The following is a 26,084-nucleotide window of genomic DNA, read 5'->3' as shown; positions in this document are numbered from 1 at the left end:
TGGTTCTCCACGGGCGAAGGCCCGAAAACACCCTGTCGAGAGGTTGAACGCGGGTCGGACGGGTTTCCGTCGCGAGGCCCGTCTTCAAGACTCCTCCCCCATTTACGGGGGAGGGGGACCGCAGAGCGGTGGAGGGGGCGACCACACGCACGAGGGCCGACCGATTTCCAACCGCCGTCCCGTCCTGACCTGGAAACCGACGCCCGACCCTTCGCCCCCTCCACCACGCTTACGCGCGGTCCCCCTCCCCCGCTTCGCAGGGGAGGAGTTTGCTTAGCCCGGCAGGGCGGCGTCGAAGGCGGCGCGGGCGCGGCGGCGAAGGTCGGTCAGGCGAGCCTTCAGATCCTCGAAGTTTTCGGCGCCGACGGCGGCGGCCAGGCGTTGCTGGAAGCCGGCGGGTTCGGCCTCAGGGTCGCCCCGGCCGTCGAAGGCGCAGGCCGTCAGCTGGGCCAGTTGCTGATGCGTGCGCCAGCTCTCGGCCAGGACGGGATCGTCGCGCAGCGCCTCCAGGGTGGAGACCGTCAGGGGCGCGCCCGCCGTCGCGGCGCACAGCTGGCGGTACTGGGCCACGAATTCGGCGTCCACCTGGCCCCCGGCCGACAGCTTCAGGTCCCAGAAGCCCTTGGGCCGGCGCTCGCGGTCCATCAGGTCGCGCATGGCCCGCACGTCTCGGGCCACGTCCACGCCCGGGCGCGGCCGTCGCAGGGCCGCCTCCAGCGCCGCCTCGACCCGGGCGCCGAAGGCCGGGTCGCTGGCCCAGACCAGGCGGCCGCGCGTCAGGGCCATGAACTCCCAGGTGTCGGCCTCGGTCGCGTAATAGTCCTCCAGCGCCTCCAGCCGCACGGACACCGGTCCCTTGGAGCCCGTGGGGCGCAGCCGCATGTCCACCTCGTAGAGGCCGCCCTCGGCCGTATGGGCGGACAGGGCGGCGATGAGGCGCTGAGTGAAACGGCCGTAGAAGAGGTCGGCGCTCCAGCCCCTGGCCGCCGACAGGGCCTCGGGCGGGGCGGCGTAGACGGTCATCAGGTCCAGGTCGGAGCCGGCCGTCATCTCGCGCGATCCGGCCTTGCCCAGGGCGACCACGGCGACCGCGCCGGGGAAGGCGCCGCCCATGCGCTCGGCCTCGGCCAGGGCGGCCGGCGCGAGGGCGCGCATGCAGGCGTCGGCCAGGGAGGTGTTGGTCAGGCCCGCCTGCTCGGCCGTGGTCCGGCCGGTCACGACATGCATGCCGATGCGGAAGACCTGTTCGCGATGCAGGCGGCGCACGGCGTTCATGGCGCTTTCGAAATCGTCCGCCTCGCGCCCCTCGCGCACCACCTGGTCGGCCAGGCCGGTGTCGGTGCCCAGGGCCGTCAGGAAGCGGGCGTCCAGCACCCCGTCCAGGGCCTGGGGCTGGCGGCCCAGGGCGCGGGCCAGGCGCGGGGCGAAGGCCATGACCCCGACCACCAGTTCGAACAGCTTGGGCTGGTTCAGGAACAGGGCCTGGACCTGGACTCCCGCGCTCAGGCCCGAGAAGAAGACGGCGAAGCGGCGGAAGGCGTCGTCCGGCGCCCCCGTCCCGGCCACGGCGGTCAGAAGCTGCGGCGCCAGGCGGGTGAAGAGCTCGCGTCCCCGGGCCGTCCGCGTCGCGGGAATGCGCCCGTGGTGCCAGCTGCGGATCGTGTCCGACACCGTCGCCGGCTCGGAAAAGCCCATGCGGCGCAGGGTCTCCAGGGTGCCGGGGTCGTTCTCCACCCCGGTGAAGACCAGGCTGCCGTAGGGCGAGGACAGTTCCTCGCCGCCCTCGAACAGCTCGCCGTAGCGCTGGTTGACCCCCATCAGCAGGCCTTCGACCCCGGCGTCGAACAGGGCCAGGTCGTCCTCGCCCGCCAGGGCGGCCACGTCGGCGCGCCGGTCCGGCTCGACCGGTAGGACATGGCTCTGTTCGTCGGCCAGCATCTGGACCCGATGCTCCAGGTCGCGCAGCTCGACATAGGCGGCGGCCAGTTCGTCGCGCGCCGCCGTCGGCACGTGGCCGCGCTCGGTCAGGGCGTCCAGGGCCTCCAGCGTGCGCGGCGACCGCAGGCCCGCGTCCCGGCCGCCCAGGATCAGCTGCTGGGTCTGGACGTAGAATTCGATCTCGCGGATGCCGCCCCGGCCCAGCTTCAGATTGGCGCCGGCGGCCTCCAGCCCCTCGCCCGTCTTGTGGACGTGGATCTGTTTCTTGATCGACTGGATGTCGAGCACGGCCTGATAGTCCAGGCTGCGGCGCCAGACGAAGGGCGTCAGGGCCTTCAGGAAATCGGCGCCCGCCGCAATGTCCCCGGCGCAGACCCGGGCCTTGATGAAGGCCGCCCTTTCCCAGTTCTGGCCGACGGATTCGTAGTAGGCCAGGGCCATGGGCGCGGCCACCACCGGCGGGGTCGAGGACGGGTCGGGCCGCAGCCGCAGATCGACGCGGAAGACGTAGCCGTCCGCCGTCCGCTCGGTCAGCAGGGTCGCCAGACCCTGGGCCAGGCGGTTGACGAAGCCCTGGATCTCCGTCCCCTCGGCCAGGGCGCTTTCGAGAGCCTCGGGCTCGAAGAAGAGCGACAGGTCGATGTCCGAGGAATAGTTGAGCTCGAACGCCCCGCCCTTGCCCATGGCCAGGACGAAGAGGCCGGGAACGGGACCGCGCGGATCGTCCGGCGCCGAGATCAGCTTGCCGCGCCGCCGCCAGTCGTGGGCGGTGCAGCGCAGGGCCGCGCGCGCCGCCGCATCGGCGAACCGGGACAGGGCGCCCGTCACCTGATTCAGGTCCCAGACCCCGCCCAGATCCGACAGGGCCGTCAGCAGGTGCAGGTCGGCCTTCAGGCGCCGCAAGGGCGTCCGGGCCTCGTCCGGCGGGCCGTCGACGGCGTCGGTCGCGGCCAGGACAGCCTCCAGGCGCGCCTCGGGCTCCGTCTCCAGGATCAGCCGCAGGCTGTCCGGCCGCCGTCGGACCAGCCCGCCCAGATAGGGCGAAGCCGCGAAGACCGGCTCCAGCGCCGCCCAGGCCCGGTCCAGGCTGTCGCGCCAGCCGTCCTGGTCCGCCGCCTCGATCAGGCGTTCGCGGATGCGGTCCGCCGCCTCGCGGTCGCGCACGGGCCCGCAGGGGCGCAGGGCGTCTCCCAGATTCATGCGTCCGCGCTCCCGCCCGCCGAGTTGTCCATGGCGGCGTTCGCGGGCGGCAGGACGAGGGCGACGCGCAGTCCCGGACCGCGCCCGTCATAGACTCCCGGCCCTTCGTCCAGTTGCACCCGGCCGCCGTGGGCCTCGGCCACCGCCGTCACCAGGGACAGGCCCAGGCCGGAGCCCGGCTCGGTCCGGCTGTTGTCCAGCCGGACGAAGCGTTGCAACACCCGATCCCGATCCTCGTCCGGCACGCCCGGCCCGTTGTCGGTGACGGAGAATTCGATCTCGCCGGACGAGCGTCGACGCGCCCGGAACATCACGGCCCCGCCCTCGGGCGTGTACTTGATCGCATTGTCGATGACGTTGGCCAGGGCCTGGGCCAGGAAGGGCTGGTTGCCCTCGATCATCAGGCCCTTCTCGATCTCGGCGCTGAACTCCAGGCCCTTGTCCTCGCCCGCAGGCTCGTAGAGTTCGGCCATGTCGACGGCCAGATCGGCGGCGTCGAACAGCCGGGGGTCGGGCGCGCCGCCGGCCTGAAGCCGGGCGATGGCCAGGACGGTGTTGAAGGTCTTCAGCAGGGCGTCGGTCTCGTCCAGGGCCACGCCCAAGGCGTCCACGCCCGAGGTCCGTCCCGCCTCGGCGTCGATCAGGGCCGCCTCCATCTTGGCCCGCATCCGCGTCAGGGGCGAGCGCAGGTCGTGGGCGATGGCGTCGCCCGCGTGCCGGATCGACGCCATGGAGGCCTCCAGCCGATCCAGCATGCCGTTCAGCCCCTGGCCCAGTTCGTCCAGTTCGTCGCCCGAATGGCGGTCGGGCACGCGCGCCTTGAGGTCGCCTTCCTGGACCGCACCGACCACGCGGTTCAGGCCGCCCATAGCCCGCTCCACGCCCCGACTGACCCACAGGCCGCCGCCGACGCCCAGCACCAGAACCATGATCATAGCGCCCCACAGGGCCTGGGTCAGGCGGGCCAGATAGGCCTCGATGTCGCCGATGTCCTCGCCCACGAACAGCTGCTCGCCGCCCGACAGGGGCATTTCCACACCGATGGCCTGGCGCCGGCGCACCCGTCCCTCGTCGTCCGTGTCCGTCAGGCGGAAGCTCTCCCACCGGCCGCCCTGCACGACCTCGCCCGGGTCCAGGGGCGAGGTCGAGATGTTGCCGGTGATGGTCTTCCGGTCCTTGTCCATCAACAGATAGAGGTAGGAGCCGCCCCGCAGCGTGCGGTCCACCAGGGCCTGATTCAGGGCGTCCAGGCCCCGCGTCCGATAGACGGCGGTCAGGGCCTCGACCTCGCTCTTGACCCCCGCCTCGGCCCGCGCCCGCGCCTCGGACGCCGAGGCCAGATAGACATAGGCCAGGACCGCGCTGGCCGTGGTCACGAAAAGCGCCAGGAAGAGCAGGGTCAGCCGGAAGGGCGTGCGCCGAAAGAGGGAGGGGAGCTTCATGCGGCGAAGCCGCCTTCAAAAGCAGATCGAAGATTGGGGAACGGCGCGCCAAGCGCTCGCCCCCTCCACCGCCTGCGGCGGTCCCCCTCCCCCGCTACGCAGGGGAGGATATGAGGCGCAACGCCGTCTCCTCCCCCGTTTACGGGGGAGGGGGACCGCGAAGCGGTGGAGGGGGCGGCCTCAACCGCGTCCTTTTCCATCCTTGCGCCGTCCATACGTCAAATCCCAAGCAGGGCGTCAGCGCCCCCCCTCCCCGAACGGGGAGGGAGAAGGCCGCCGCAAGCCTTACGCCTCCAGCCGATACCCGGCGCCGCGCACGGTCTGCAGCATGGCCTTGTCGAAGCCCTTGTCGATCTTGGAGCGCAGGCGGCTGATGTGGACGTCGATGACGTTGGTCTGGGGGTCGAAGTGGTATTCCCAGACCTTCTCCAGCAGCATGGTGCGCGTCACCGACTGGCCGGCGTGGCGCATCAGGAATTCCAGCAGTTGGAACTCGCGGGGCTGGAGGTCGATCTCCCTGCCCTCGCGATGCACGGTGCGGCCGATCAGGTTCATCTCCAGCTCGCCGACCTTGAGCACGGTCTGGACGCCGCCGGTCTCGCGGCGGCGGGCCAGTGCCTCGACGCGGGCGATCAGTTCGGCGAAGGCGTAGGGCTTGACCAGATAGTCGTCGGCGCCGGCCTTGAGGCCCGTCACGCGATCCTCGACCTCGCCCAGAGCGGACAGGAAGAGAACGGGGGTCTGGTCCCCGCCCTTGCGGACGGTCTCGACCATGCCGACGCCGTCCAGGCGCGGCATCATACGGTCCACGACATAGACGTCGTAGCCGCCCTTCTGCGACTCCAGCAGGCCGAAGGCGCCGTCCACCGCATGGGTGACGTCATGCCCCGCCTCGGTCAGTCCCCGCACCATCGCGGTCGCCGCCTCGGCGTCGTCCTCGACCACCAGAATACGCATGGGCCCCTCCAAAAACAGATTCGGCGGCGATGTTAGCGCATCGCCGCCGATCCCGTGAGTTACGCCTTATTCAGACTTGGCGAAGGGCAGGACGATCGGCGCATTGCCGCTGCTGGTCCGCACCAGCAGCAGGACGCCGGGACGTCCCGCCGTGCGCGCGGCCGCCACGGCGTCGCGCAGTTCGCGAACGGTCGTGACGTTCCGGCCGTTGGCCTGGACGATCACCATGCCGGGCTGGAAGCGCAGGCGTCCGGCCTCGGAGCGGGCCTCCACCGCCGTCACCACCACGCCGCGCGCCTCGGCGGGCAGGTCGTAGCGGGTGCGCAGGGCCGGGCTGATCGGGGCGAGGGTCAGGCCCTCGACCGTCTCGCCGACGGCGGCGCCGGGAGCCGGGGTCTCGGCGCCCTCCTCAGTCTGAGCCTCGGCCGCGCCCAGGTTGGCCGGACGGGTGCCCGCACGCACGTTGATCGTCTGGCGACGGCCTTCGCGCAGCAGTTCCAGCCGCAGGGTGTCGCCGGGCTTGGCGGCGCCCACGGCGCGGGTCAGTTCGTTGCTGCCCACGATCGGACGCCCGTTCAGGCTGACGACCACGTCGCCCGCCTGCAGGCCGCCCTGCTCGCCCGGCGCGCCCGCCGTCACGTCGGTGATGTAGGCGCCCTTGGTGCCTGCCGGCAGGCCCAGGCTTTCGCGGTATTCGTTGGTGAGATTGCCGATGGTCACGCCCAGGTAGCCGCGCTCGATCTTCTCGCCGCGCATCAGGCGATCCGTCGTCTCCTTGGCGATCCCCGCGGGAATGGCGAAGCCGATGCCGACCGAGCCGCCGGTCGGCGAGAAGATCGCCGTGTTCACGCCGATGACCCGGCCGTAGATGTCGAAGGTCGGTCCGCCCGAGTTGCCCCGGTTGATGGCAGCGTCGATCTGGATGAAGTCGGTATAGGGGTTCTCGTTGCCGCCGATGGCGCGCGACTTGGCCGAGACGATGCCCGCCGTCGCCGTGCCGCCCAGGCCGAAGGGGTTGCCGACCGCAATGACCCAGTCGCCGACGCGCGGCTCCGCCTTGTCCTCGAAGGAGACGAAGGGGAAGGCCGAGCCCTCGACCTTGATCACCGCCAGGTCGGTCAGGGGATCGCGCCCGATCAGGCGGGCCTTCAGCTCACGCTCGTCGTTCAGGCGGACGGTGATCTCCTCCGCGTTCTCGACCACGTGGTTGTTGGTGACGATGTAGCCGTCGGCGGAGATGAAGAAGCCCGAGCCGGCGCCCTGGGCCGTGGTGGAATCGTCCTCGCCCTCGCCCGAACCGCCCGGCGCGCCGGGAACCGGCACGGCGCCGAAGCCGGGGATCTGAATCACGCCGCGCGGACGCTTGACCCGCGTCGTCACGTCGATCTGCACCACGGCGGGCGCGACCTGCTGGAAGATGTCGGCGAAACTGAGCGGCGCGCCCTGGGGCGGGGCGAAGGCGAGCCCTGCGGCCCCGGCCGAGGGGACCAGTTGTCCGGCCGCCTGGGCGGCGGGGGCGGCCTGGGCGCCCGGCCAGTTGATGACCCCGCCCGCCGTCGCGGCGGCGGCGAAGGTCAGGCCGACAGCGGCCCCCAGAATGAACTCCTTGCGCTTCAGCATCGTCGTCCTTGCAGTCCTGAAAGCCGGGACTCTAAAAGCCCCGTTGACCATGGATATAGGGCGTTTGGGCTTAAGCCAATGCCGCGCCTGTACAGATGGTTGATCCCGATCATCGTTCGCCGTGTGGCGCGACTGCGTCAGGATCGCGGCGGAAGGCTTTCCGTTTCGTTAGACGACGCGGCGGTCAGGGCCGCCAGGGCCGCCTCCTCCTCCGCCGTCAGGGGCTCGACCTCGACCCGGCGGCGACGCGCGCGGACGACGAACAGGGCGATCGCCGCCGCGACCAGGGCGAAGGGCCCGAACCACAGCAGCCAGGTTCCGGCCCGCACCGGCGGCTGGAACAGGATATAGTCGCCGTAGCGGCGCACCAGGTCGTCGCGCACGGCGCGGTCGCTCTTGCCGGCCGCGATCTCCTCGCGGACCAGGCGGCGCATGTCGGCGGCGATGCCGGCCGGACTGTCGGCGATGGATTCGTGCTGGCAGACGACGCAGCGGATGTCGGAGAACAGGGCGCGGGCCCTCGCCTCCTGCGCGGCGTCGGGCAGGGGGCGGTCCGGCGCAGGGGGCGGTTCCGCCAGGGCCGCGCCCGCCGTCAGAGCCAGGGCCGCCGCCAGGGGAAGCAGGCGCCTCATGCCCTGTCCTCCGTCTTGCGGCGCGATCCGGCCCCGACTCGCAGCCGCCGGTCCAGCAGGGACAGCACCCCGCCCAGGGCCATGATCAGCGGACCGAGGAAGATCAGTCGCGCCCAGGGATTGTAATAGACCCGCACGGTCCAGGCCGGCTCGCCGGCCTCGGTCGCGGCCCGCTCGCCCATGACCACATAGACGTCGTCCAGGCCGCGGAAGTCGAGGCCCACCTCGGTCGTGGTCTGTCCGCCCGCCGGGAAGAAACGGCGCTCGGCGGTGACGGCGCGCTCGACCGCGTTTCCGGTCGCCGGAGCGACCGTCAGCCGTCCCTGCTCGGCCAGATAGTTCGGCCCCTCGATCACCTCGACGGCGTCCAACGTGACTTTCCACGGCCCCGACGAAATCTCGCCGCCCAGGGGAAGGGCCGCCGCCGCCTCGGTCTTGAAGCCGGTCTCGACCACAGCCCCCAGGATGAAGACGCCCAGCCCCGCATGGGCCAGGGTCATGCCCCAGGCGCCCAGCGGCAGGCCCTTGGCCCGACGGAGGGTCTCGGCCAGCGGCGCGCGGAAGGCCTTGGTCCGCGTCGCCAGTTCGGCCAGGGCGCCGAAGATCAGCCAGGCCCCGACGCCCAGGCCCGCCGCCGTCAGCGCCTTCTTCGGTTCGAACAGCAGGAAGGCGGCGAGGGCCGCGACCAGGGCCAGGCCCGCCGCCAGCCACAGCCGCTGCAAGGCCCCCTTCAGATCACCGCGCTTCCACGCCAGCAGGGGTCCGGCGGGCAGGATCAGGCAGGCGACCACCAGCAGGGGGACGAAGGTGGCGTTGAAATAGGGCGGGCCCACCGAAATGGTCGCCCCCGAGATCCCCTCGAGGATCAGCGGATAGAGGGTGCCCAGCAGGACCGTCGCCGACGCCGCCGTCAGGAAAAGGTTGTTCAGCACCAGGGCGCCTTCGCGGCTGATCGGGGCGAAGGCCGCGCCCGACCGGATCGCCGGCGCCCGGAAGGCGAACAGGATGAAGGCCGCGCCCGCCGCGACCCCGAGGATGGCCAGCAGCATCATGCCCCGCTGCGGATCGACCGCGAAGGCGTGGACGCTGGTCAGCACGCCCGAGCGCACCAGGAAGGCCCCCAGCATGGAGAAGGTGAAGGCCAGGATGGCCAGGAAGACGGTCCATCCGGCCAGCGCCCCGCGCCGTTCGGTGACGATGGCCGAGTGCAGCAGGGCCGCGCCCGCCAGCCATGGCATGAAGGAGGCGTTCTCGACCGGATCCCAGAACCACCAGCCGCCCCAGCCCAGCTCGTAATAGGCCCAGAAGGAGCCCAACAGGATGCCGACGGTCAGGAAGGCCCAGGACGCCAGGGCCCACGGCCGCACCCAGCGCCCCCAGGCCGGATCGACCCGCTTCTCGATCAGGGCGGCGACCGCCAGGGAGAAACAGACCGAAAACCCGACATAGCCCGCGTAGAGCAGCGGCGGATGGAAGGCGAGCGCCGGGTCCTGCAGCAGGGGGTTCAGCGACGCCCCCTGGACCGGGGCCGGGTCCAATCGCGCGAAGGGGTTGGAGGTGAAGACGGCGAAGGCCAGGAAGAGGGTCGACAGCGCCCCCTGCGTCGCCACGGCCGAGGTCTTCAGCCCGAACGGCAGGCCGCGCGCCAGGGCCAGAGCCCCGCCGAAGCCGGTCATGACCAGGCACCACAGCACCAGGGAGCCTTCATGGCTGCCCCAGGCGGCGGCGACCTTGTACAGCATCGGCTTGTCGGTATGGCTGTTCATGGCCACGTTCGAGACCGAGAAGTCCGACACGGCGAAGGCGTAGATCAGGGCGGCGAAGGCCAGGCCCGTCGCCGCCGCCGAGGCGATCAGGGCGCCGCCGCCCGCCCCCGCGAAGACCGGGCTCAGCCTCAGGCGGCCGAGCGTCGCCAGGGCCGTGGTCAGGACCGCCAGCACCAGGGCCAGGATCAGCGCATAGGCGCCCAGTTCGACGATCACAGGCTGCGGCTCGCATTGGTCGGCGGGGCCTCGCCCGTCTCGGGCCGCCACTCGCCCTTTTCCTTCAGCCGGTCGGCGACTTCGCGCGGCATATAGGTCTCGTCATGCTTGGCCAGGACCTGGCTGGCCTCGAAGGTGCGGTCGGGGCGGAAGGCGCCCTGGGCCACGATCCCCTGCCCCTCGCGGAACAGGTCGGGCAGGTCGCCGTGATAGCTGACCGTGCTGCGCCCCGCATTGTCCGTGACGACGAAGACCACCGTCCCGTCCGCGCCCTTGTGCACGCTTCCGGCCTCGACCAGGCCGCCCAGGCGGATGACCCGGCCCGCCGGCGCCGCCGCCTCGGTCGCCTCGGACGGCGAGAAGAAATAGGTGACGTTGTCCTTCATGGCCCACAGCGACAGGCCGACCGCCAGGGCCAGCACGGGCGCGGCCGCGGCCACGATCCACAGGCGACGCCGCGCCTTGGGCGATTTGGGAAGCCAGCTCATCTCAAGACATCACGATAGGGTTGCACGGCGGGCTCATCCGGCCCCGCCCGAAGGCGCTTGAAGTCTCTGCCGCAGGTCGGCCCGGCGCGGGTCGGTCGGGTCCAGGGCGGCGATCAGCGGCTCCCAGGCCTCGGCCGCGCCCGCCCGGTCGCCACGCTTCAGCGCCGCCTCGCCCAGGAAGTAGCGGGCGCCGAGTTGGCCCGGATCGATCTTCAGCGCCTGACGGAAGGCGGCCTCGGCGTCGCCGTTCACCTGGCCGTCGGCGGCCCGCACCAGGCTTTCGCCCAGCCGCGCCCAGCTCTGGGCGTCGTCCGGCCGGATCGCCAGCGCCCGGCGGAAGGCCGAGGCCGCGCCGAGCGGATCGCCCGCCTCGAACCGGGCGGCGCCCAACAGGGTCAGGGCGCGATGATCGTCGGGCCGGTCCTTGACGATGCGGCCGATGACCGCCGCCGCCTGGGCCGGCTCCAGGGTGTCGGGCGAAGACGCCCAGTCGCGGACCCGCGTCTCATAGGCCTGATCCGCCATGCCCGGCGCGCCCGCGAACCAGTAGAGGCCCAGGGAAACGACCGCTGTCGCCCCGATCCCGGCCAGGACCCAGACCCGGTCCTTCGGCCCCGCGAGCGGCGCCCGCGCGTCGCGCCGCGCGGCCAGCAGCCGCCGCCCCGCCTCGGCCCGTGCGGCGGTCCAGCCCGCCTCGTCCAGCAGGCCGCGCGCCTTCAATCGGTCCAGCTCGGCCAGTTCGCGCCCGGCGGCGTCGCGATCCACGCCCGCCTCGGCCTCCACGCCGCGTCGCGCCCCGGCCAGCACCAGCAGCCCCGCCAGGGCCGTGGCCAGTCCCGTCATGATCCAGAAGATCGTCATGCCGCCGCTCTAACTTATCAGGCCGTGCGACGCGAGGCTCCAGAGGTCGCACCGGAGCCTGAAAACGCGTCGGACGAGGCCAGGCGGCGGCGCACCGTCCTCTGCGCCTCCCGCGCGCCGATCAGCCCCAGCAGTTCGCCGGTCAGGGCGATGCGCGCCCGGGCCGTCGTCTCGTCCGGCGCCAGGCCGTCGTTCAGCCGCTCGATCGCCTCGTCGGCCCAGACGGCCAGTCGCCCGGTCAGACCCTCGGCCGCGTGCCGCCGCTCGGCCTCACAGCCGAACACCACGGCCGGACCGCGCACCTGGCCCAGGACGGCGGCCAAGGCCCGAGCGCGACGCGACGCTTCGGGCTCGATCGCCTGATCCAGCCGGGGCGTCGGCCGCGTCATCCGTCCGCTCAGAGCCGTGCGCTCGACCGGCAGGACCGCGTCCGTCGCCCGCTCCGCCGCGCTGAACAGCTCCGACAGGCGCAGGGCGATCTTCACCCGCGCCTGTCGCACCGCCCGTGCCCAGGCGCCCTCCGCCTTGACCGGCAGGCTGACGTCGATCTCGGCCAGGGTCTCGGCGCACCAGTCAAGGTCCGCCTTCCAGCGCGCAGGATCGGCGTCCGGCGCCGCCGGATCGAAGGCCGCCGCCTCGCCCGCGCGCCGTGTCAGCGCCGTCACCACCCGGTCGACGAAGACGGACAGCTCGCTCTCGCTGATCACCGTCTCGCGGCCCGCCGCCGGCGCCGCATGGGCCACGACCCGCAGGATCAGCCGCGCGTCCGGCAGCCAGGCGAACAGGATCTCCAGCAGCCGCGTCGCCCCGTCCGGCGACATGCCCGCCGCCTGACGAAGCAGCAGCTTCAGCTCCGCCGTCTCCTCCGGTCCCGGCCGTCCCAACCAGGCCTCCAGGTGGTCCACGGCCCGTCGCGCCAGGGCGGCCAGGTCGAAACAGTCCGCCAGGGCCTCCGGCCCCGCCTCGGGCGCCGGCGCCGGCCCGTCGGGCCAGACCGCTTCCGGACGGTCGCGCAGGACGGCGGCGGCGCTCAGGCAGATGCGGTCGGCCACCATCCGCGACAGCTCGTCGTCGCGATCCAGCTGCGACAGCAGTTCCGGCTCCTTCTGGGTGGCCAGACGCCACAGGCGAGCGGGAAGAGACGATGGAAAGCTCAGCCCCTCCAGTCCGTCGGCGCGCGGCTGGAACAGAGGCAGCAAAGGACCGAAGGCGACCGCGCGACGGCGGCGGTCCAGCACCTCGCGCTCGACCATTTCACGCAGAATCCAGGCGCGATCCCCCGTCATCGTCTCGGCCAGGGTTTCCAACTGAACCAGCAGACGATCCGGGCAACCGGCGAACAGTCGAGCCAGGGCGGCTCTGCGTGCGGCCGACAGGTCCGCCATGCGCGCTCCCTCGAGCCGAACCTGTTCCGGCCTCGGACCTCAGGGTGACCTGATCGGGTTAACAGGGTCTTTTACCGGATCGACGACCGCCTCCCCGTAATCTCTACGTCCGATTTTGACGCAAAGAAGTGAGAATATATTCCTGCCCACCCTTCCGCTGAGCAGGGCTCAGGACGGGCGGCGCGACCCTATCAAACAGCGATCAATTGAACTGGGGATTCCAAGAATGAGATCATTATCCTTGGCCATAGGAACGGCCTGGCTGTCCGTGCTCATGGCCGCGAGCCTGCAGGCGAAGCCTGCTTCGGCGGATACGATACAGGACTATCTCGTCCAGCAGGTCTGCGTCGACGCCAACGACGTCCCGACCGCCGCCGACCCGATCACCTGCCCCGGGACGGCGCGAAAGCTCCGCATCGGCGAGCATCTGCCCTACCACAAGTGGGACATGCCGACCCAGTCGCCCCTGGCTCAGATCAGCGACTCCTATCCGATCGCCGATCTCTACGGCCGGACGCGAGTGGTTTCGAACTTCTTCTTCACCAGGGCGGGAACGGTTCCCTATTTCGCGCCCGGCGCGCCCTCCGGACCCCAGGAGGGGGATTCCGCCTATGACATCATAGGAACCGACGGAAACTACGCCTCCGCCCTGGGCACCTATGACCAGGGGGCCGGCTGGCAGCCGTTCTGGAGAAACGCCCAGTGCGACCTGTCGGACTCCTGGATATTCGCGCCCAAGAACCAGACCACGCCCTTCGGCCAGGGTCAGGCGTCGAGCAATCTCACCGCCTCCTTCCCGCAATGTCCCACCGTGGACCGGTTCAGCACGTCTCTGACGCGATGGAACAATTATCCAGACTATCTGTACCAGAGCGGCAAGCGCCTCGACACGATCAAGTCGTGGCACTTCAGCCAGAACAGCACCAATTCGGACGCCATCGAGGTGTTCATGTTCACGAAGGAATACGGCAAGACGAAGTGGGAGGCCTGGCAGGCTTCCAGCGTCGTCTCCGGGCCGGACCCCGTGGCCGTCCAGATGTGCGGCGTCGGCACGAATGACGGCGTGGCCCACTACGGGAACACGACCTATTATCTCGTCGCCTGTCACGACTGGTCGTTCATCTTCCCCGCCGACAACGGCGGCTGGGATCCGGCGCAGTTTCACATCGACCCGCTCTACAACAGTGTGAATCTGCTCAAGAACACGCACATGCAATGCACGGATGGGAACGGCAGGGCGCGATCCTGCGGGACCACAGGCAATACCTGCCGCGTGATGCCGCCGTGGAATCGTCTCGGGGACCTGAACTGGACCTTCAACCAGAACCCGCAGGCGCCGAGACAGAGCTCCAACTGCTCGCTGCTGTTCTCCATCCCGACGCCGCCGGCCGGACAGTCCGTCTATCAGGACACCCAAGGCGCCCTGCCCGCGGGAACCGACTTCTCCTACGGCGTGGCGCTGCGCGCGCCGCTCAGCACGGGCGGAACCCATCCGGCTACGGTCGCGATTCACCAGATCGACGCCTCCGGAACCGTCCTGTCGACCCATTCGGTCAACGCCGGCGCGCAGAAACGCTATCGCATCTTCAAGGGCGATTTCGTCAGGAACCCCGCCGCCGTGCGCTTCCGCTTCGAGATCTACGTGGGTGCTGAAAACACCGAGTACGAAATGACGGACGCCTGGGTCGCTCCGATCCCCTGATCCGCTTCGATAGAGCAAACTTCAAGGCCCGCTTCGGCGGGCCTTTTTTCATGTCCGGACTGAACCAGAGCGCATCCATGCGTTGTTGAAGCCCGCGCCCGACACGAGCGGTCGGATCGCGCAAGCCAACTGCGGCTCTATTCCAGAACGTCCTTGACCGTCCCGACGCCGACGAGCCGCGCGCCCTCCTGAATCGACCATCGCCGCCCCGGATGTATCTGTCCGACCAAACCGGGCCACGCCCAGAACGCAATCGTCAGGTCCATCGTTTCGCCGGGCCGCAGTTCAACCCCGTCGGGCAGGTCGATGAGCCCGATGGTCATTTCCCGACTGTCGGGACCGAAGAAGTTGTGATTGGGACGGTAGCCGCCCTTGATTGGATCTGTCCGTCCGCCCTCCTCCGTCGACAGTAGCCGAACGGAGGCCCGCACCTTGATCAAACCGTCCTGCACGGCCATGGCCGAAGCCTCCAGAAATCCGACCGCCTAGTCCAGCTTCTCTCGGCAAGGCCCGATCGCCCCGCCTTGCGAACCTTGGATTTCACGACGCGTCGTCCAGTCAGGCGAAGCGCCCAATCTCATGCTGGGAAAGAACAGACTGCTTCGGTTGAGATGAAGCGAGGTCTCGACTTCAAAATCATCGACGTCCTGATACAGCAACACGCGGTCGCCTTCGCGCAATCCGAGTTCCGCGACCACGTCCGCCAAAGCCCTCTGATTATAGAAGAGCAGCCAATAGCGGCCGTCTTCCGACAATTCGTTGAAATCGCAGTACACCCTCAGCATCCAGGGATGATACCGACCAACGCCCCGCCGATCAATTTCGAACGAACGTCGGTTCATGAACTGTTGCGAACACGAAGCGCCCCTGCATAGATGAAACCATGTGGCTGAAAATCACCGGATTGGCATTGAGCTTGGCGGCGGCCATCGCCGTCGGCGCTTGGCGGTATGTGGAGCGCCCCCGGGTGATTGAAGGCGTCTGGCTGCATATGTTCGAGGGGTCGGATTTTTTTGAGCGGCGCTCGCCTGGACGTGAATGCGAGCTTTACCGCGACAGCGAGCGCGCAGGCTGGCTCGACTACAGCCTCGCAGCGGTCGACCCCAGATATGGGCGTGAGCACCCGCTCCCAAGCACTGGAACCTATCGCAGCAAACACGGCGTGTGGCCGCTGGACGCCTTTGAAGTGCGTTTCGAAGGACGCAAGCGCCTCACGCCGTGGGGAGGCGGCCACATGGGTCTTTGGAAATCCGAATACGAAGTCAATCGAATGCTCTTCGTAAAACCGATCCCAGCCTTGACGTGCGATGTGGATTAACTCTCCGCCGCCGGCAGTTCCAGCACCACCTTCAGGCCGCCCATGTCGCTGTCGGCCAGGGTGACGCGGCCGCCGTAGCCGCGGGTCAGTTCGTCGACGATCGACAGGCCCAGACCGGTGCCCGGCGTGTCCTCGTCCATCCGCGTGCCGCGCTTCAGGGCCGTGTCCCTCTGGTCGGCGGGCAGGCCGGGGCCGTCGTCCTCGACCACCGCCGTCATCTGGCCCGGCAGGGACGGGCCGGCCGAGATGCGGACCCGGCGACGGCACCACTTGGCGGCGTTCTCCATCAGGTTGCCGAAGATCTCCTGCAGGTCCTGGCGTTCGCCCAGGAAGGCCAGGTCGTCCGGCGCGCGCCAGTCGATCTCCACGCCCTTTTCCTCGAACACCCGCTCCAGCATGACGGCCAGTTCGTCCAGCACCTCTCCAACCTCGGTCCGCTCGCCCAGGCCGTGGGCAGCGCGGGCGGCGGCGCGGGCGCGGCGCAGATGGTGATCCACCTGGTCCTGCATGACCCGCGTCTGACGGCGCACCATGTCGTTCAGGGCCCCCTCGCGACTACCGGCCTCGGCCAGCATGACGGCCAGGGGCGTCTTCAGGGCGTGGGCCAGGTTGCCGACGTGGGTGCGCTGGCGCTCCACCGTCTCCTGATTATGGGCCAGCAGGCGGTTCACCTGTTCCGCCAGGGGCTGGATCTCCAGCGGATAGACGCCTTCGACCCGGTGCGACCGCCCCTTGCGCACGTCCGAGATTTCATCGCGCAGGTCGAACAGGGGCCGCAGACCGACCCGCACCTGGATGAAGACGGCCGCGACCAGGCCCGCGCCCAGCAGCAGCAGGGCGACCCAGGTCACGGTGGCGAACTGGCGCGTGTCCGCGTCCACGTCCGACCGGTCGACGCCGGCGAAGAAGACCACCGGCTCGGCCCGGTCGGGAAGCTGCTTCATGCTGGCCGCGATGCGCAGGGGCTCGCCCTTGGGCCCGTCCTCGCCGTTGTAGCTGATGGTCTGGCCGAAGGCGGACTGCAGCCGGGTCGCCAGGTCGGCGCCGTAATCCAGCTCGGCCTCGCCCAGGGAGGCGGAACGCGCCACGACTCTCAGTCGCCCCGCAGTGGTCGGCTCGGCCACCATCCAGTACTTGCCCGACAGAAGGCGCTGGGTCCGGGCGTCCTGAATCTCGCCCACCTCCAGCGAGCCGTCTGGCCGGATGACGGAGGCGACCACGGCCTCGTCAATCGTATCGCCCAGGGTGTTGCCCAGGCGGCGCAGGGCCGATTCCTGAAACAGGGAGGTCAGCAGCAGGCCCGCCACGATCAGGGCCGCCAGGATCCAGGCCGCGGCCAGCCAGATCAGACGCCGGGTCAGGGAGCGGCCCGGGCGACCCAGCCAGCGGCCCCATCCGCCCTTCGGCCGCGACGGCGTCTCGTCCGCCCCGGCCTCGATCATGCTGCGGTTTTCAGGCGCCAAGGTTAAGGCGCCGGCTCAGGCCGCGTCGCTCTCGCCCGCCAGCGGCGACAGGCGATAGCCCAGGCCGCGCACGGTCTCGATCCGGTCGGAGCCGATCTTCTTGCGCAGACGGCCGACGAAGACCTCGATGGTGTTGGAGTCGCGGTCGAAGTCCTGATCGTACAGGTGCTCGACCAGTTCCGTCCGGCTGATGACCCGGCCCTGGTGCATCATCATGTAATGCAGCAGGCGGTATTCCAGCGACGTCAGGCGCAGCGGCTCGCCGTTCACCGTCGCCCGCGCCGCGCGCGGATCCAGGCGCAGGCCGCCGCAGGTCAGGGTCGCCGCCGCATGGCCGGCCGAGCGGCGCAACAGGGCGCGCAGGCGGGCCAGCAGCTCCTCGGTGTGGAAGGGCTTGGTCAGATAGTCGTCGGCCCCGGCGTCGAAGCCCGCCACCTTGTCCGACCAGGCGCCGCGCGCCGTCAGGATCAGGACCGGCGTCGTCTTGCCCTCGCGGCGCCAGCGCTCCAGCACGGAGACGCCGTCGATCTTGGGCAGACCCAGGTCCAGCACCACCACGTCATAGGGTTCGGTGTCGCCCAGGAACCAGGCCTCCTCCCCGTCCGGGGCGTGGTCGACGGCGTATCCGGCGTCGGCCAGGGCGGTCTTCAACTGGCGCGACAGATCGACGTCGTCCTCGACGAGCAGCACCCGCATTCAGTCGTCTCCGCGAACCCGGCCAGACTGGCCGTCGACCTGGATGTCCGATACGCGGCCGCCCGGGTATTCCCAGCGCACCACATAGTCGCCGCCGCGCTCCTGAACGCCCAGCATGCGGCCGGGGCGGCCCGACTGGACGCGACGGGCGATGTCGCCGGGATCGACGCGCGGACCGGCGCGGGGCGCATCGCGCAGCCCCATGCCCGGATAGGACCGGGACGGTTCGCGACGGTCCTGGGCGCTGACCTCGTCGCGGTCCCGGTCGCGGCCGCGCGACTGAGCCGCCGCGTCCGCCAGGGGGACGAGGGCGATCAGGCCGGCCAGCAGGAGGGCTCGAATAGGCATCATGATTTGTCTTCTAGACAGGGGCCTCTGAACAGGGGCTGAACGGACAGTCTATCGCCGTTCCCCAGGATGAGAAACGTCCGCCGCCGGATTCTCCGTCGCTGTCGCCTTCAGGACGCAGGCGCTCGGCGGATGGAGAGCTTCGGGCTTCATGACGAAATCCTCATGCAGATGAATGCTTTCTGACCCGGGACGTCAGGCGGGGCTCAGTCGCCGCGTGGTCTTTAGGGCCTCGACGCAGCCGATCGGTTGCGACCGAGCGAAGGAGAAAAGACCATGAAGAAGCAGTTTATCCCCGTCCTGGCCTCCATCCTGGCCGTCACCGCCGTCGCCTCGACCGCCCTGCCCGCCGCGGCGCAATCCTACGACCGCCACGGCCCTTCGCGCGGCCACGGCTACGAACAGGACTACCGCGGCTGGAACCCCATCTCCCAACGCAAGCACAACCTGGAGCGCCGCATCGACCGGGGCGTCCACACCCGCCAGCTCAGCTATCGCGAAGCCTCGCGTCTGAAGGACGAGCTGAACGGCCTGGTCCGCCTGGAGCGCAACTACATGCGCGGCGGCCTGACCCGATGGGAGCGCCAGGACCTGAATCGTCGCTACGACAGCCTGTCCGCCAAGGTCCGCTACGAGCGCCGCGACAACGACGGCCGCCGCTGGTGACGGCCGACTGAACCGGGGCCTCTTCCCCTCCCCTGTCAGGGGCTCCGTCGGAAGGGCGCGAACCGCAAGGCTCGCGCCCTTCTTCCTATGCCGGATCGATCACCTGAATCTCGGGCCAGCGCCCGCGCGCGCTGGCGATCACCTTGTCCCAGCCCTTGGCCAGGCCGCGGGTCGGATTGGGGCGGATCACCATGTCGAACACGTCTTCCAGACCATAGGGGGCGGCGACGCTGATCGCGTCGTCCTTCTCCAGCCGCACCGCCAGGGCGAAGGCCGGGGCCACGAACCGGGCCGGGGCGTCGTCGGTGCAGGTCAGGGCCTCGTAGGCTTCGCCGAACTTCTGCTCGAACCAGAGGTGCACCCGGGCCTGGTTGCGCACCTCGACCAGGTCGCGGAACGGCGGCTCGAAGGCGGCGGCGACCCGCTTGATGATCACGTCCTCGGCGTCCCATGAGGTGTCGGGATCGAAATAGCCGATGTCGTAGTCCTTGACGCCGTAGCCGGTCGGTCGTCCGGTCCGGTCGTTCCACACCCCCTGATAGACGGCGCCCGAGAACAGCCGCCAGTCGGGCAGGTCCAGGTCCCGCATCATGGTCAGGACGTGCATCAGCGCCGGGTCGGCGCGGACGATCTCGATCAGTCGGGTTTCCAGGGTCATGGGCGGCAGAGACGGCGATTCCGACCCGAGGCCAAGTCCTTCTCTCCTTGAAGGAGAAGGGCCTCAGCGGATCGGCCAGCCATGATCCAGCGGCCCATGCCCCTGCCCCAGGCCGGGCGCGCGGCGGATGGCTTCGGCGACATAGGCCCAGGCCTCGGCTACCGCCGTCTGGAGCGGCAGGCCCTTGGCGATTCCCGCCGCGCAGGCGCTGGCCAGGGTGCAGCCGGTGCCGTGGGTGTGGCGGGTGTCGATGCGCTCGCTCTCCAGCACCGTCTCGCCGTCTCGGGTCAGCAGCAGGTCGATCACCGTCGCGCCCGGCACGTGGCCGCCCTTCATCAGCACGGCCCGCGCGCCCATCTCCAACAGGGCCTCGCCCGCCCGGCGCTGTCCGTCCAGGTCGGCGACGGCGATCCCGGTCAGGGCCTCGGCTTCCGGCGCATTGGGGGTCAGCAGGGCCGCGCGCGGAACCATCAGCCGCCGCACCGCCTCGACCGCGCGATCCTCCAGCAGGGGCGAGCCCCCCTTGGCGATCATCACCGGGTCGACCACGGCCGGAACCCCGCCCGCATAGTCGATCAGGCCCGCGACCGTCTCGACCACCTCGACCGAGCCCAGCATGCCGGTCTTCAGCGCGTCGGCGCCGATGTCGTCCAGCACGGCCCGGGCCTGGGCCTCGATCACCTCCAGCGGCAGGGGGTGGACGCCGTGGACGCCCAGGGTGTTCTGCACCGTGATCGCGGTGATCGCCGTCGCCGCGAAGCCGCCCAACATGGTCACGGCCTTGATATCGGCCTGGATGCCCGCCCCGCCGCCGGAATCGGAGCCCGCCAGGATCAGAACGCGGGACCTTGTTGCTTTCCCTAACGTCTCCGGCGCGGCCGGAGACTGTTTGAGGGCGTTTTCGGCGCGAACTTGCATGCGTTCATCTTCGCTCATGCCGGGGCTCCCGAGAACAGCTTCAGGCCGACGATGCCGGCGACGATCAGCAGGATGCAGACCATCCGCACCGCCGTGGCCGGCTCCTGATAGACGGCCATGCCGACCAGGGCCGCGCCGACCGCGCCTATGCCGGTCCAGACGGCGTAGGCCGTGCCGATCGGCAGCCGCTGCGTCGCGATCCACAACAGGACCATGCTGCCGGTCAGGGCGAGCAGGACGCCCAGGGACGCGAGCGGCCTTTGCAGGCTCACGGTCTTGAGGCCCGAGGCCCACAGGACCTCCAGCAGGCCGGCCACGACCAGCGTGGCCCACGGATTGATCGACATCAGCCAGGACATGGCCGCTGCATGGGCCAAGGCGAGGGCCAGGGCAAGCGGGCGGTCGGTCCGGGCGACGCCGAAACCAATACATTGCCATTCAGCTATATAGCCGATAGACGATTTACATGCACGCCGCCCTGCAAGCCCTGTCCGATCCCCACCGCATGGCCATCGTCTCCATGCTGGCGGACGGCGAACGTCCCGCCGGGGACTTCGTCGACGCCCTGCCGATCAGCCAGCCGACCGTGTCGCGGCACCTGTCGGTCCTGCGCGAGGCGGGGCTGGTCGCGGTGCGCAAGGACGCCAACCGCCGCCTCTATCGCCTGAACCCCGCCCCCCTGGCCGAGCTGGACGCCTGGCTCTCGCAGTACCGCCGCTTCTGGTCGAACCGGCTGGACGCCCTGGAGGCGCATCTGGACAAGGAGTTTCCCCAATGAGTTCGACGACTGTTCTGGACCGCGCCGACCAAGGCGCCTGGCGAGAGACCGAAGACGGCTGGGAACTGCGGTTCGAGCGTCGCCTGCGGCATTCGCCGGAACGGGTGTGGAAGGCCCTGACCACGCCCGAGGGCCTGAAATGCTGGCTGGCCGAGGCCGTGATCGAGCCGCGCCCCGGCGGCCGCATGGACCTGAACTTCCGCCAGCCCGCCACCGAGGGCTTCCCGGACACGCCCGACCGCCGCGAACAGCACAACCAGGTCCTGGTCTACGCCCCCTTCACCCGGTTCGAGCACACCTTCGGCGACCCCGACTCCGTCGTCAGTTGGCGGCTGGAGCCGGACGGCGACGGGGTTCATCTGACCCTGGTCCATCGCGTGCCGAGCCGCTGGGCGCGCGGCGGGGTCAGCGACACCCTGTCCGGCTGGCATCATCACATGGAAGGCCTGGACGACGCGGCGACGCAGACGCCCCACGCCTGGAGCTGGCCGCGCTGGACGGCCCTGCGCGACGCCTACGCCGCGCGACTGGAAGAAGAAGGAGCCGCCTCATGACCGCCCCCGCCGCCTCTGCCCCCATCGCCTCCGCCGGCATGCTGATCCGCCGCCCCGTGGCGGAGGTCTTCGCCGCCTTCGTCGATCCCGCGATCACCGCCCGCTTCTGGTTCACCGGCGGCTCCGCCCCCCTGACGCCCGGGGCGGAGGTCCGCTGGGACTGGGCCATGTACGGCGTGAGCACGGACGTGAAGGTCAAGGCGATCGAGCCCGAGCGTCGCATCCTGATCGACTGGGACACGGCCACGCGGCCGACCGAGATCGAATGGCGGTTCGAGCCCCGCGGCGACGCGACCTGGGTCACGGTCGAGAACCGGGGCTTTCCCGCGACCGGGGAAGGCGTCGCGGCCGCCCTGGACTCCACCGGCGGTTTCGCCCTGGTCATGGCCGGAGCCAAGATCTGGCTGGAGCACGGCGTGGAACCCGGCTTCGTCCTGGATCGCTTTCCCGACAGCCGCGCGCCGGACTGGAAGGATCGATGACCGCCCCTGTCGAAATCCGCGTCGAAAAGACCTTCCGCCACCCGCCCGAACGGGTCTTCGACGCCTTCGTCGATCCGGCCCGCGTCGGCCAGTGGCTGTTCCATACGCCCGAGGGGGTGATGGAAAGGACCGACTACGACCCCGTGCCCGGCGGCGGCTTCCATATCGTCGAGCGGCGTGACGGGACGCCGGCCCATCACTGGGGCCGCTTCATCGCGGTCGACCGGCCGCGCCGCGTCGTCTTCGACTTCTGGGTCGAAGAGGCGCCGACCGAGAAGACCCGCGTCACCGTAGACTTCCTTCCCCGCGACGGGGGATGCGAGGTCGTCCTGACCCATGACCTCGCGCCCGCCTGGGCCGCCTGGGCCGAGCGCACCACGGCGGGCTGGACCATGATCCTCGACAACCTGCACCGCATGACGGAGGCCGCGCCGTGACGACCGCACCCTTCCTGATGTTCCAGAACGGCCGTTGCCGCGCCGCGCTCGACTTCTATGCCGCGACCCTGCCGGACACGCGCACCCTGTCGGTCCAGCCCTATCCGGAAGGGACGCCGGGCGGAGACGGCCTGATCATGCTGGCCCGCGTCTCCATCGACGGGCTGGAGGTGATCGCCAACGACAGCACCATCCGCCACGCCTTCGACTTCACCCCCTCGACCTCCTTCTTCCACCTGTGCCGGGACGCGGCCGAGGTGGACCGCCTGGCCGACGCCCTGTCGGACGAAGGGGCCGTCCTGATGCCGCCCGGCGACTATGGTTTCAGCCGCCGGTTCGCCTGGGTGAACGACCGCTTCGGCGTCTCCTGGCAGCTGAATTTCGAATAGGTCAGACGGCGACGGCTCTCACGGCCGCCTGCAGCTTCAGCGCCTGGACCGTCTCGCGCACGTCGTGGACGCGCACCATGGCCGCGCCGCGCCGCGCCCCCTCCAGGGCCAGGGCCAGCGAGCCGCCCAGGCGGTCGGTCGGCGCCGCGGCCGTGGAGTCGATCTCGCGGATCGACCGCTTGCGGCTGGCGGCGTAGAGCACCGGCCGGCCCAGCGCGACCAGGGTCTCCAGCCGCGCGGTCAGGGCCAGGTTGTGCGCCGTGGTCTTGGCGAAGCCTATGCCGGGGTCCAGCCAGATCCTGTCGCGCGCCACGCCCGCCGCCTCGGCCGCCTCGGCCCGCGCGGCCAGATGGGCCGCGACCTCCGCGACCACGTCGTCATAGCGGGGGTCGTCCTGCATGGTCCGGGGATCGCCCTTCATGTGCATCAGCACCACCTCGCAGCCCAGTTCGGCGGCGGTCGCCAGGCTGTCCGGCGCATGGGTCAGGGCCGTCACGTCGTTCCACATGCCCGCCCCGGCCCGGACGGCGGCGCGCGCCACGCCCGGCTTCATGGTGTCGATGCTGATCATTCCGTCCCACCGCGCCCCTATGGCCGCGATCAAGGGCAGGGTGCGGGCGATCTCCTCGTCCTCTCCCACCGGCTCGGCGCCCGGGCGGGTGCTTTCGCCGCCGATGTCCAGCACGTCGGCGCCCTCGGCGATCAGGCGCAGGGCGTGGGCCAGGGCCGCCTCCTGCGTCGCATGCAGGCCGCCGTCGGAAAAGCTATCGGGCGTGACGTTGACGATGCCCATGACACGGGTCCGTTGATGCGCCATCGTCGCTCCATGATCACGAATATTCACGACCGCCGCACCAATCTGCACCTATGGCGGACAATTGACGCCGTAGCAGAAGCCACCTGGCACGATAATCATAATCCCGACGTCGATGGGTCGCATGACAACGCTGATCCGAGCGCATCCATCGCCTCAGGCGACATCTATGCTGTCCGCACGGCTATTTCCGTCGCTGATGCGGTGACGTGGGCGCACGCATTTGCAGATGAAATCACGCTCTATCTCTATGATGCGGGCTCATACGACACCGACGAAGGTTAGCGACGAAAGCCAAGCCTCACCAAAACGTGCACGCTCATGCGACAAGAACTCCCATGACGGCGGTTTGACTTTCGGCGCGCCGAGGCCCAGCCTCTAGTCGTTATGGAACATTTCGTCAGCCAGGCTCGACGCCTCACCCACGCGGGTCGCCGCGTCGAAGGCTTCTAACCCGTAGCGGCCGGCCGTGCGTCGTCGCCCGCTACGGGGCGCGTCGTTTCGCAACCTTTCCATTTCCTTCCACTGAACCAGGACCGCGTGCGCAGGCCGAAACGGCCGCCCGCGAGCACGTCTGTCATGACCGATCGTCAAGACGATTCCCCTGCGTCGCCCCCGCGCGGCGCCGACATCCTGCCCTTTCGGCGTCCGGCCCGGCCGCCCCTGTCCGGGCCTGCGTCGGGACCTGACCCCGCCGCCGTTTCCGAAGACGACGGCGACGACGACGGCCCCTCGGCCGCCTGATCCCCTTTCACGTCAAAAGTTCAAAAGAGAAAACCATGCCTGTCGCCAAGCCCCGCGGCCGCCCTCCGGCCCTGCCCGCCATCATCCTCAGCCGCGAGGACTTCGACGCCCTCGACCGCCTGGTCGGCGACCTGCCCGGAACGGGCCCCGCCGGTCTGCTGCAGCAGGAACTGGACCGCGCCCAGGTCTACGACGAGGCCGACATGCCCCGGGACGTGGTCGGCCTGAACCGCTGGCTTCACTACGCCGACGACCGCCATCCCGAGGTGCGCCGCGTCCAGCTGGTCCTGCCGCGCGAGGCCGACATCGACGCGGGTCGCGTCTCCATCCTGTCCCACGTCGGCGCGGGCCTGATCGGCCTGAAGGAGGGCCAGTCCATCCAGTGGCCCGACCCGTCCGGCGAAACCCGCAAGCTGACCGCCGTCCTCATCGAGGACGAAGACCCCATCGAGGCCGCCGCTCGCTGAAAGCCTGCTCCTCCCCTGCGAAGCGGGGGAGGGGGACCGCGCGCAGCGTGGTGGAGGGGGCGAAGGTTCGGGCTGCGGCTTCCGGGCTTGGGCAGGCGATGGTGAGAGCCGGTTGAACGCAGCGGCTGTAGTCGCCCCCTCCACCTCTCCGCGGTCCCCCTCCCCCGTAAACGGGGGAGGAGTTTCTGGGGCGTCGCCTAGCCCTTCCGTCCGATCAGCCCGCCCAGGGCTTCCAGATAGATCGCGAAGGCCGTCCGCCCCTCGGGCGTGATGGCGACCCGGGTCAGGGGCTTGTTGTTCACGAAGCTCTTGCTGATGGCGACATAGCCCGCCTCCTCCAGCTTCTTCAGGTGGACGGACAGGTTGCCCTGGGTCGCCTCCAGCACCGTCTTCAGCTCGGTGAAGTCGGCCGCCTCGGCGTCGGCCAGATAGACCATGATCCCCAGCCGCAGGCGGCCGTGGATCACCTCGTCGATCTTGCCGAGATCGCCCAGCGCCATGGGATCAGCGCGCCGCCCGCGCCTTCAGGGCGTCGCGTGTCATGACCCAGCCGGGCGCCGCGAACAGCAGGAAGAGGGCCGCGGTGCAGACCACCAGGTAGGGGCCCGGATCGCGCACCAGAAGACCCAGGGCCGCCGCCGTCAGCCAGCCGCCGATGGCCACGGCCAGCATCCAGACTCTCTTCTTCAGCTCCCAGGCCACGTACCAGGCCGCCGCCTGGAAGGCGAAGACCACGGCTGGGTAGTAGAGCCAGATCGAGAAGTCCTGCTCCCGCACCGCGCCCGCGCCGAAGATGGCGACGATGGCCAGGTTGGCCATGCCGGTGGCGCTGAAGGCGGCGTTCATCGTCCGCGTGGCCATGGGGCCGGGCTGGGGCGCCTTGCGGTCCTCGCGCACGGACCAGACCATGACCGCCGTGAAGGCCAGCAGGACGCCGACCACCACCGCCAGATTGGCCAGGTCCGGCCAACGGATCCAGCCCATGAACTGTCCGATGTGGAACAGGCACTGTCCGCCGTACAGCAGGCCCCCGGCCAGATAGGCGACGCCCAGCGTCAGGTGCCCCTTCGGCCCGCCCCCCTCCACGATGGAGCGCAGGAAGGCCAGATCGGCTTCGGGCGTGCGGGGCTTTTCGGGCATGGAAC

Annotated in this window: 31 protein-coding genes; 11 read left to right on the top strand and 20 right to left on the bottom strand. The window is 70.0% G+C overall.

Features of this window, described 5'->3' with window-relative positions:
* Positions 1 to 273: 273 nt before the first annotated feature.
* The 9 genes from ABIE19_RS01750 to ABIE19_RS01710 form a co-directional block, all read right to left on the bottom strand.
* On the bottom strand, positions 274 to 3,138 hold the full coding sequence (locus ABIE19_RS01750) for a bifunctional [glutamine synthetase] adenylyltransferase/[glutamine synthetase]-adenylyl-L-tyrosine phosphorylase (protein ID WP_354087388.1): 2,865 nt from the start codon (positions 3,136 to 3,138) through the stop codon (positions 274 to 276).
* The gene (locus ABIE19_RS01745; protein WP_354087387.1) at positions 3,135 to 4,580 is read right to left on the bottom strand and encodes a sensor histidine kinase; all 1,446 of its coding nucleotides are present in this window, start codon (positions 4,578 to 4,580) and stop codon (positions 3,135 to 3,137) included. The genes ABIE19_RS01750 and ABIE19_RS01745 overlap by 4 nt, the downstream gene beginning before the upstream one ends.
* Positions 4,581 to 4,865: 285 nt before the next feature.
* Positions 4,866 to 5,537 (bottom strand): response regulator transcription factor, encoded by a 672-nt coding sequence (locus ABIE19_RS01740; protein ID WP_354087386.1) that lies wholly within the window; start codon positions 5,535 to 5,537, stop codon positions 4,866 to 4,868.
* Positions 5,538 to 5,603: 66 nt separating this feature from the next.
* Complete coding sequence (locus ABIE19_RS01735) at positions 5,604 to 7,157, bottom strand: Do family serine endopeptidase (protein WP_354087385.1); 1,554 nt, start codon at positions 7,155 to 7,157, stop codon at positions 5,604 to 5,606.
* A gap of 137 nt (positions 7,158 to 7,294) precedes the next feature.
* Positions 7,295 to 7,789 carry a cytochrome c-type biogenesis protein gene (locus ABIE19_RS01730; RefSeq protein WP_354087384.1) on the bottom strand — a complete coding sequence of 165 codons (495 nt, stop codon included), beginning with the start codon at positions 7,787 to 7,789 and terminating at the stop codon, positions 7,295 to 7,297.
* On the bottom strand, positions 7,786 to 9,771 hold the full coding sequence (locus ABIE19_RS01725) for a heme lyase CcmF/NrfE family subunit (RefSeq protein WP_354088571.1): 1,986 nt from the start codon (positions 9,769 to 9,771) through the stop codon (positions 7,786 to 7,788). The genes ABIE19_RS01730 and ABIE19_RS01725 overlap by 4 nt, the downstream gene beginning before the upstream one ends.
* The gene (ccmE, locus tag ABIE19_RS01720; protein ID WP_354087383.1) at positions 9,768 to 10,259 is read right to left on the bottom strand and encodes a cytochrome c maturation protein CcmE; all 492 of its coding nucleotides are present in this window, start codon (positions 10,257 to 10,259) and stop codon (positions 9,768 to 9,770) included. The genes ABIE19_RS01725 and ccmE overlap by 4 nt, the downstream gene beginning before the upstream one ends.
* Positions 10,260 to 10,292: 33 nt before the next feature.
* The gene (ccmI, locus tag ABIE19_RS01715) at positions 10,293 to 11,120 is read right to left on the bottom strand and encodes a c-type cytochrome biogenesis protein CcmI (protein ID WP_354087382.1); all 828 of its coding nucleotides are present in this window, start codon (positions 11,118 to 11,120) and stop codon (positions 10,293 to 10,295) included.
* 17 nt (positions 11,121 to 11,137) lie between these two features.
* Complete coding sequence (locus tag ABIE19_RS01710; protein ID WP_354087381.1) at positions 11,138 to 12,505, bottom strand: hypothetical protein; 1,368 nt, start codon at positions 12,503 to 12,505, stop codon at positions 11,138 to 11,140.
* 241 nt (positions 12,506 to 12,746) lie between these two features.
* On the opposite strand from ABIE19_RS01710, the gene ABIE19_RS01705 reads away from it, so the two are divergent.
* The gene (locus ABIE19_RS01705) at positions 12,747 to 14,207 is read left to right on the top strand and encodes a hypothetical protein (RefSeq protein ID WP_354087380.1); all 1,461 of its coding nucleotides are present in this window, start codon (positions 12,747 to 12,749) and stop codon (positions 14,205 to 14,207) included.
* Positions 14,208 to 14,344: 137 nt separating this feature from the next.
* Here the strand turns inward: ABIE19_RS01705 and ABIE19_RS01700 are convergent, their stop codons facing one another.
* The gene (locus tag ABIE19_RS01700) at positions 14,345 to 14,665 is read right to left on the bottom strand and encodes a hypothetical protein (protein WP_354087379.1); all 321 of its coding nucleotides are present in this window, start codon (positions 14,663 to 14,665) and stop codon (positions 14,345 to 14,347) included.
* Positions 14,666 to 14,692: 27 nt separating this feature from the next.
* Positions 14,693 to 15,049, bottom strand: coding sequence for a hypothetical protein (locus ABIE19_RS01695; protein WP_354087378.1), 357 nt, complete (start codon positions 15,047 to 15,049; stop codon positions 14,693 to 14,695).
* Positions 15,050 to 15,090: 41 nt separating this feature from the next.
* On the opposite strand from ABIE19_RS01695, the gene ABIE19_RS01690 reads away from it, so the two are divergent.
* The gene (locus ABIE19_RS01690; RefSeq protein WP_354087377.1) at positions 15,091 to 15,525 is read left to right on the top strand and encodes a hypothetical protein; all 435 of its coding nucleotides are present in this window, start codon (positions 15,091 to 15,093) and stop codon (positions 15,523 to 15,525) included.
* Here ABIE19_RS01690 and ABIE19_RS01685 read toward each other — a convergent pair.
* The 3 genes from ABIE19_RS01685 to ABIE19_RS01675 are packed head-to-tail and all read right to left on the bottom strand — an operon-like array spanning position 15,522 to position 18,035.
* Positions 15,522 to 16,967 (bottom strand): ATP-binding protein, encoded by a 1,446-nt coding sequence (locus tag ABIE19_RS01685; RefSeq protein WP_354088570.1) that lies wholly within the window; start codon positions 16,965 to 16,967, stop codon positions 15,522 to 15,524. The genes ABIE19_RS01690 and ABIE19_RS01685 overlap by 4 nt on opposite strands.
* Before the next feature lie 36 nt (positions 16,968 to 17,003).
* Positions 17,004 to 17,684: a response regulator transcription factor gene (locus ABIE19_RS01680; RefSeq protein ID WP_296177883.1), complete on the bottom strand. Its 681-nt coding sequence runs from the start codon at positions 17,682 to 17,684 to the stop codon at positions 17,004 to 17,006.
* On the bottom strand, positions 17,685 to 18,035 hold the full coding sequence (locus ABIE19_RS01675; protein ID WP_354087376.1) for a hypothetical protein: 351 nt from the start codon (positions 18,033 to 18,035) through the stop codon (positions 17,685 to 17,687).
* 273 nt (positions 18,036 to 18,308) lie between these two features.
* Between ABIE19_RS01675 and ABIE19_RS01670 the strand changes: the two genes are divergently transcribed.
* Positions 18,309 to 18,698 (top strand): hypothetical protein, encoded by a 390-nt coding sequence (locus ABIE19_RS01670; RefSeq protein ID WP_354087375.1) that lies wholly within the window; start codon positions 18,309 to 18,311, stop codon positions 18,696 to 18,698.
* 85 nt (positions 18,699 to 18,783) lie between these two features.
* On the opposite strand, the gene ABIE19_RS01665 is transcribed toward ABIE19_RS01670, so the two are convergent.
* The 3 genes from ABIE19_RS01665 to ABIE19_RS01655 form a co-directional block, all read right to left on the bottom strand.
* Positions 18,784 to 19,356: a nucleotidyltransferase family protein gene (locus ABIE19_RS01665; protein WP_354087374.1), complete on the bottom strand. Its 573-nt coding sequence runs from the start codon at positions 19,354 to 19,356 to the stop codon at positions 18,784 to 18,786.
* 63 nt (positions 19,357 to 19,419) lie between these two features.
* A complete protein-coding gene (gene thiD, locus ABIE19_RS01660; protein ID WP_435521122.1) occupies positions 19,420 to 20,292 on the bottom strand; it encodes a bifunctional hydroxymethylpyrimidine kinase/phosphomethylpyrimidine kinase in 873 nt (290 codons plus the stop codon).
* Positions 20,289 to 20,633: a DMT family transporter gene (locus ABIE19_RS01655; RefSeq protein ID WP_354087373.1), complete on the bottom strand. Its 345-nt coding sequence runs from the start codon at positions 20,631 to 20,633 to the stop codon at positions 20,289 to 20,291. Before ABIE19_RS01655 ends, thiD begins: the two co-directional genes overlap by 4 nt.
* 107 nt (positions 20,634 to 20,740) lie before the next feature.
* On the opposite strand from ABIE19_RS01655, the gene ABIE19_RS01650 reads away from it, so the two are divergent.
* From ABIE19_RS01650 to ABIE19_RS01630, 5 genes are read left to right on the top strand one after another with little or no spacing between them, the layout of a single operon-like run.
* The gene (locus ABIE19_RS01650) at positions 20,741 to 21,052 is read left to right on the top strand and encodes an ArsR/SmtB family transcription factor (protein WP_354087372.1); all 312 of its coding nucleotides are present in this window, start codon (positions 20,741 to 20,743) and stop codon (positions 21,050 to 21,052) included.
* Complete coding sequence (locus tag ABIE19_RS01645) at positions 21,049 to 21,606, top strand: SRPBCC family protein (RefSeq protein ID WP_354087371.1); 558 nt, start codon at positions 21,049 to 21,051, stop codon at positions 21,604 to 21,606. The genes ABIE19_RS01650 and ABIE19_RS01645 overlap by 4 nt, the downstream gene beginning before the upstream one ends.
* Positions 21,603 to 22,088, top strand: coding sequence for an SRPBCC family protein (locus ABIE19_RS01640; RefSeq protein WP_354087370.1), 486 nt, complete (start codon positions 21,603 to 21,605; stop codon positions 22,086 to 22,088). The genes ABIE19_RS01645 and ABIE19_RS01640 overlap by 4 nt, the downstream gene beginning before the upstream one ends.
* Positions 22,085 to 22,525, top strand: coding sequence for an SRPBCC family protein (locus ABIE19_RS01635; RefSeq protein ID WP_354087369.1), 441 nt, complete (start codon positions 22,085 to 22,087; stop codon positions 22,523 to 22,525). The genes ABIE19_RS01640 and ABIE19_RS01635 overlap by 4 nt, the downstream gene beginning before the upstream one ends.
* The gene (locus ABIE19_RS01630) at positions 22,522 to 22,914 is read left to right on the top strand and encodes a VOC family protein (RefSeq protein ID WP_354087368.1); all 393 of its coding nucleotides are present in this window, start codon (positions 22,522 to 22,524) and stop codon (positions 22,912 to 22,914) included. The genes ABIE19_RS01635 and ABIE19_RS01630 overlap by 4 nt, the downstream gene beginning before the upstream one ends.
* Position 22,915: 1 nt before the next feature.
* Here ABIE19_RS01630 and folP read toward each other — a convergent pair whose 3' ends face one another.
* Positions 22,916 to 23,731, bottom strand: coding sequence for a dihydropteroate synthase (gene folP, locus ABIE19_RS01625; RefSeq protein WP_354087367.1), 816 nt, complete (start codon positions 23,729 to 23,731; stop codon positions 22,916 to 22,918).
* Between the two features lie 9 nt (positions 23,732 to 23,740).
* Between folP and ABIE19_RS01620 the strand changes: the two genes are divergently transcribed.
* The 3 genes from ABIE19_RS01620 to ABIE19_RS01610 all read left to right on the top strand — a co-directional run bounded on the left by ABIE19_RS01620 (position 23,741) and on the right by ABIE19_RS01610 (position 24,939).
* Complete coding sequence (locus ABIE19_RS01620) at positions 23,741 to 24,013, top strand: hypothetical protein (RefSeq protein ID WP_354087366.1); 273 nt, start codon at positions 23,741 to 23,743, stop codon at positions 24,011 to 24,013.
* A gap of 294 nt (positions 24,014 to 24,307) precedes the next feature.
* Complete coding sequence (locus ABIE19_RS01615) at positions 24,308 to 24,472, top strand: hypothetical protein (protein WP_354087365.1); 165 nt, start codon at positions 24,308 to 24,310, stop codon at positions 24,470 to 24,472.
* Positions 24,473 to 24,507: 35 nt separating this feature from the next.
* Positions 24,508 to 24,939, top strand: coding sequence for a GreA/GreB family elongation factor (locus tag ABIE19_RS01610; protein ID WP_354087364.1), 432 nt, complete (start codon positions 24,508 to 24,510; stop codon positions 24,937 to 24,939).
* Between the two features lie 197 nt (positions 24,940 to 25,136).
* On the opposite strand, the gene ABIE19_RS01605 is transcribed toward ABIE19_RS01610, so the two are convergent.
* Positions 25,137 to 25,439, bottom strand: coding sequence for a winged helix-turn-helix domain-containing protein (locus tag ABIE19_RS01605; protein WP_354087363.1), 303 nt, complete (start codon positions 25,437 to 25,439; stop codon positions 25,137 to 25,139).
* Positions 25,440 to 25,443: 4 nt separating this feature from the next.
* On the bottom strand, positions 25,444 to 26,079 hold the full coding sequence (locus ABIE19_RS01600) for a hypothetical protein (RefSeq protein ID WP_354087362.1): 636 nt from the start codon (positions 26,077 to 26,079) through the stop codon (positions 25,444 to 25,446).
* Positions 26,080 to 26,084: the final 5 nt, after the last annotated feature.

Source organism: Brevundimonas faecalis, assembly GCF_040549405.1.
Classification (GTDB): domain Bacteria; phylum Pseudomonadota; class Alphaproteobacteria; order Caulobacterales; family Caulobacteraceae; genus Brevundimonas; species Brevundimonas faecalis.
The sequence above is the reverse complement of the archived record's forward strand: the minus strand, read 5'-3'. Positions and strand labels throughout refer to the sequence as shown.